General features: G+C 70.7%; 1 protein-coding gene. It reads right to left on the bottom strand.

Going from position 1 to position 5,849, the window contains the following annotated elements:
• On the bottom strand, positions 1-5,849 hold a 5,849-nt coding region (locus ABIC90_RS27190; RefSeq protein ID WP_354359828.1), incomplete at both ends, for an amino acid adenylation domain-containing protein.

Genomic DNA, 5,849 nt, shown 5'->3' on the forward strand with positions numbered 1-5,849 from the left:
CTCAGGACGACCAACGGCGCGCAGTCGCGCAGCATGAAGGCCAGCCGCTCGGCGGGGTGGCTCGGGTCCAGCGGCACGTAGGCGCCGCCGGCCTTGAGCGTGGCCAGCAGCGCCACGACCATGGACACGCCGCGCTCGAGCAGCAGCGCCACGCGCGCGTCCGGGCCCACGCCCAAGGATCGCAGGTGGTGCGCCAGCCGGTTGGCCCGTGCGTCCAGCTCGGCGTAGCTCAGCGACTCGTCTTCGAAGACCAGCGCCACAGCGTCCGGCGCGCGCTGCGCCTGCGCTTCGAACAACTCGTGGATGCAGCACTCGGTGGGGAACTCGCGCGCGGTGTCGTTCCACTCCACCAGCAGCTGCCGCTGCTCCGCATCCGACAGCAGTTGCAACCCGTCATGCGAGGCCTGCACGTCGTCGGCCATCGATTGCAGCACCGCGAGGTAGTAGCCGCGCATGCGCGCCACCTGCGCCGACGAGAGCCGGCCCGGACCGACCTTGAGGTCGAACGTCAGATGGTCGGACGTGTCGGAGAAGGTGATCATCAAGGCGAACTCGGTCGCCTCGAAGCTTCGGGACGCCGCGACGTCGAAACGCTCGCCGCGATCGAGCTGCTCGTACACGTGGAAATTGACATAGTTGAACGCCGTCTCGTACAGCGGCGTTCGACCGTTATCGAGGTAGAGCTGGAAGTACGGGTACTGCCGATGCCGCAGCACCTCCAGTTCCGTCTCGAAGGTCTTGCGGATCAGGTCCGACCAGCGCCCGCTCGCCAACGCCTGCCGGAACGGCAGCGTGTTGAGGAACAGGCCCAGCACCTTGTCGCCGTCGGCCTGCTCCAGCCGCACGTTCGACACCAGCCCGGTCGTCACGTTGTCGCGGCCGGACAAGAGCGCCAGCACGCGCAGGTGGGCGCACAGCAGCACGCTTCGCATCGGCACGCCCAGGCGTTCGGCGACGCCCCGCAGGCGGTTGCGTACCGGCTCGGCCACGACCACCGGCAGATCATCGACACTGCCCGCCGATCCGTCATGCGCCGGCAAGCCGGTGAACACATGGCCGTCCAGCATGCGGCTCCAGAACTGCCGGTGCGCCGCCGACGCGAGCGCGCTGCGCTCGCGCGCGACGACGGCTTTCGGCGTCACTGCGAGCGGCTGGACCTCCTGCGCCCCCGGATCGCCGTCCAGCAGGCCGAGGTAGCGCTCGAACAGTTCCGTCTGCAAGGCCGCGACGCTCCAGCCGTCGAGGATCGCATGGTGAAAGCTGAGCGTGTAGTGGATCGAGTCGGCGCCGCACAGATGGACGAACATCCGCAACAGCGGCGCCGCTTCAAGCACGAAATCGCGGCGGCGCTCGGTGTCGAGGAACTCAGCGAGCACGCGCTGCCGACACGCTTCGTCATGCGCGGACAGGTCGACCACCTCCAACGGAATGCGCACCTCGCGATGCACCAGCTGCAGCGGCTCGCTGTAGCCGTGGAAGCGCAACGAGGTGCGCAGCACCGGATGCCGGCGCGCCATCGCGGCCAGCGCAGCGCGAAACGCCGCTTCATCCCAGCGCGGCAAGGTCAGCCGGTAGCCGAACACGTCGTGGTACTGCGCCGCATCGCCGGACAGCTGGTGATGAAACACCATTCCCGTCTGCAGCATCGTGATGCCGTAGGCGTCCTCGACGCCGGACGGCAGCGCCTCAAGGTCGGCCGCGGCCAGCAGCGGCGCCTCGTCCAGCGGCGTCTCGCCAGCGATGCCGGCCTCCAGCGAGCGGGCGAGCTGCTCGATCGTCGGATGGCGGAACAGATCGATCAGCGCGAACGACAGCCCCCGCTCCCGAGCCTTCGACAGCACCGCGATCGCGCGAATCGAGTCGCCGCCGACGGCGAAGAAGTTGTCGTCGATGCCGACCTGCGCCAGCCCCAGCGTGTCGCTCCAGACCGATGCCAGCGCGGCCTCGGTCGGCGTGCGCGGCGCCGCCGCATCGGACCGCACACCGGCGCCGTCCGGGGCCGGCAGTGCGCGTCGGTCCAGCTTGCCGTTCGGCGTGAGCGGGATTCGCTCGAGCGCGACGACATGCGCCGGCAGCATGAATTCGGGCAGGCGCTGCGACAGGGCAGCGCGCAGCGCGGCCGTGCCGGGAGGCGGTCGCTCCGGGTCGAAGACCACGTACGCGGCGAGCCGCTTCCGGCCGGGCTCGCCCTCGTGCGCGATGACCACCGCCTCGCGGATCTCCGGCTGCGCCAGCAGCGCGGCTTGGATCTCGCCGAGCTCGATGCGAAAACCGCGGATCTTCACTTGCTCGTCGTTGCGGCCAAGGAACTCGAGGCTGCCGTCGTCGAGCCGGCGCGCCAGGTCGCCGGTCTTGTACATCCGCGCGCCGGCCTGCGCTTCGAACGGGTCGCCGACGAAGCGCTCGGCCGTCAGCGCCGGCCGGTTCAGGTAGCCGCGCGCGACACCGGCGCCGCCGACATACATCTCACCCGGCACTCCGATCGGCGCCGGCCGGCGCCGGGCGTCCAGCACATAGATGCGCAGGTCCGGGATCTGCACGCCGATCGGGCTCGCTGCGCCTGCCTGCTCGCAGTCCGCGGCCGCGAGCGGCCGGTAGCTGACGTGCACCGTCGTTTCGGTGATGCCGTACATGTTGACCAGGCGCGTGTCGCGGTTCTCCACGCGCCGGTACCAGGGCTTCAGCGTCGCGACTTCCAGCGCCTCGCCGCCGAAGACCACGCAGCGCAGCCGATGCGCCAGCTGCGGCGCGTCGCCCTGCGCCGCGATGAACTGGCGGAAGGCGCTGGGCGTCTGGTTCAGCACCGTGACGCCCCGGCTGCACACGAGGGCATGGAAGTCCTGCGGCGAGCGGCTCGTCAGGTACGGCACGACCACCAGCCGGCCGCCGTGGATCAGAGCGCCCCACAGCTCCCAGACCGAGAAATCGAACGCGAACGAATGGAAGAGCGTCCAGACGTCGTTCTCGTCGAAGCCGAACTGCGGCTGCGTCGCCGAGAAGAGGCGCATGAGGTTGGCGTGCGCCACCATCACGCCCTTGGGCTGGCCGGTCGAACCCGAGGTGTAGATCACATAGGCCAGGTGCGAAGGGTGCAGGCCGGTCTCGCCGGCCGCCAAGTCCGCGGCATCCTCGGCAGCCCAGCTGTCGGCGTGCGTGTCCAGCTCGACCACCGCGGCGCCGCCGCGCAGCGCGTCGCGCAGCGGCTCGAGCACCGGCAGGCCGCCCTGCGCCAGCAACACCGACGCACCACAGTCCCGCACCATGTAGACGAGCCGGTCGACCGGATACGCCGGATCGAGCGGCACGTAGGCCCCTCCGGCCTTCAGGATCGCGAGCAGGCCGACGACCATCTCGATCCCCCGCTCGACGCAGATCGCCACCTGCGTGTCCGGACCCACGCCGTGCCGGCGCAGGTGGCGTGCGAGCCGGTTCGCACGCGCGTTGAGCTCGCCATAGCCGAGCCGCTCGTCCTGCCACAGCAGCGCGGTCGCGTCGGGCCGGCGCGCGGCCTGCGCCTCGAACAGCTGGTGGATGCAGCGCTCGTCGGCCGCCGGCGCCTCGCCGGCGTTCCATGCGAGCAGCCGCTGCCGCTCGGCCTGCGGCAGCACGTCGATCTGCCGCAGCGGCATCGCCGGCGCCTGCTCCAGCGCGTCCGCCAGCCGCTCCAGCGCGGTATGCATGAAGTCGCAGACGCGGCCCGGATCGACCGTGGCGCGCACCTGCGCGGTGACCGTGAAGCCGTCCCCAAAGTCGTCGATCGACAGCGTCAGCGGGTAGTTGGTCCGTTCCTCCTCGGCCAGCTGCTTCACGCCCTGCAAGGCCGGCACGGCCTGAGCCGGGCCGGCACTGTGCCGGTAGTTCAGCAGCGACGTGAACAGTGGCGTGGGCGCCGGCACGCCACTGCATCGCTGCGCGTGCGCGAGCGATGCGTGCTCGTGACGCATCAGCCGGCCCAGCGTTTCGTGAGCTCGCCGTACGGCAAGCTCGGCGCCGCAGGCCTCGCCGACGCGCACGCGCAGCGGCAGCGTGTTGATGAAGAGGCCGAGCATCCGGTCGGCGCCGTCGCCGCCTTGCATCCGGCCAAACAGCACGCTGCCGAAGACCACGTCCTCGCGGCCGCTGACACGCGCCAGCACCAGCGCCCAGGCGACATGCATCAGGCTGGCCGCGCTGATGCGCAGCGCACGCGCCCGCTCGCGCAGCCGCTGCGCGAGCACTGCGTCCACCGGCCGCTGTGCCTCTGCGATCGTGTCGCCCGGCCCTTGCACGTCGGCCAGGCCGAAGGGCAGCGTCGGCTCATCGACATCGCCCAGCATGTCCCGAAAGAAGGCCTCGTGCTCCTCGCGGGAAACGCCTCCAAGAGCCTGCGCGACGAAATTGCGGAACGGCAGCGCCCGCGGCAGCCGGTGCTGCTCGCCGAGCAGGTGCGCCTGAATCTCCTGCAGCACGACCTCGAGCGTCGTGTGGTCGATCGCCAGGTGGTGGAACAACAGCAGCAAGGCCCAGCGCCCGTTCGCCGCATCGTGCGCGATGCCGCCGCCGATCAGCGGGGCGCGCGCCAGGTCGATGCCCATCTGTCGCGGGGCGAAGCGCTCGCGCAGGCGCTCGCAGACGTCGACGCCCGCCAGGTCGGTCTCCTCGAGCTGCAGCGGCGCGCGGCGCCACACCACCTGCACCGGCTCCGCCAGCCCGTCCCAGACGATGGCGGTGCGCAGGATGTCGTGCCGGTCGATCACCGCCTGCAGCGCGCCGATGAAGCGGTCGAGCCGCTCGCGCGTGTCGAACGCCAGCAGCGTATTCAGAAGGTACGGGTCGGCTTCGCTGCTGGCCAGGTGATGGAACAGGATGCCCTGCTGCAGCGGGGCGAGCGCGTAGATGTCCTGTACGTTGGCGACCCCGCCGTCCACGCCGGCCGCGATGGTGTCGATCTCCTGCTGGGTCAGGGTGGCCAGCGGCAGCATCTCGGGCGTGATGCGCTCGCAGCCCGCGGCGATGAGGTTGGGCGGCACCACCACGCCACCGGCGCGACGGACCTGCTCGGCCAATGCCGCCAGTGTGGGCGCGGTGAACAGGGCGCGCACCGGCAGCTCCCAGTCGATCCGGCGCATGCGCTCGATCAGTTGCACGGCCAGCAGCGAATGCCCACCCAGGGCAAAGAAGTTGTCGGCGCGGCCGATGCGCTCCAATCCAAGCAGGTCCTGCCAGATCTGCGCCAGCTCTTCTTCGATCTCGCCTTGCGGCGGCTCGAACGCGCGGGTGCCGTAGGCCGCATCGCCCGGCGCGGGCAGCGCGCGGCGGTCCAGCTTGCCGTTGGGCGTGAGCGGCAGCGCTTCCAGCTGCACGTAGGCGGCCGGCACCATGTACTCGGGCAGCCGGGTGGCCAGGTGCTCGCGCAGGACCACTGCTTGTACGTCTTCTCCAGTGACGTAGGCCACCAGCTGCTTGTCGGCACCCTCGCCGCGCGCCAGCACGACGGCCTCGCGCACGCCGGCACAGGCTGACAGCGCCGCCTCGATCTCGCCCAGCTCGATCCGGAACCCCCGCACCTTGACCTGGTGGTCGTTGCGGCCCAGGTACTCGATGGTGCCGTCGCCGCCCTGGCCGATGCGCCAGCGCGCCAGGTCGCCGCTTCTGTACATGCGACTGCCCGGCGCGCCGAACGGATCGGGCACGAAGCGCTCGGCAGTGAGATCGGGGCGGTTCAGGTAGCCACGCGCCAGCTGCACGCCGGCGATGTGCAGCTCACCGGCCACTCCCGCCGGAGCAAGCTGGCCGTGCGCATCCAGCACATGGATGCGCGTGTTGGCGATGGGTTGCCCGATGGGAATGCTGCTGTCTTCCAGCCCCGT

The sequence above is a fragment of the Variovorax boronicumulans genome (assembly GCF_040544675.1).
GTDB lineage: Bacteria > Pseudomonadota > Gammaproteobacteria > Burkholderiales > Burkholderiaceae_C > Variovorax > Variovorax boronicumulans_D.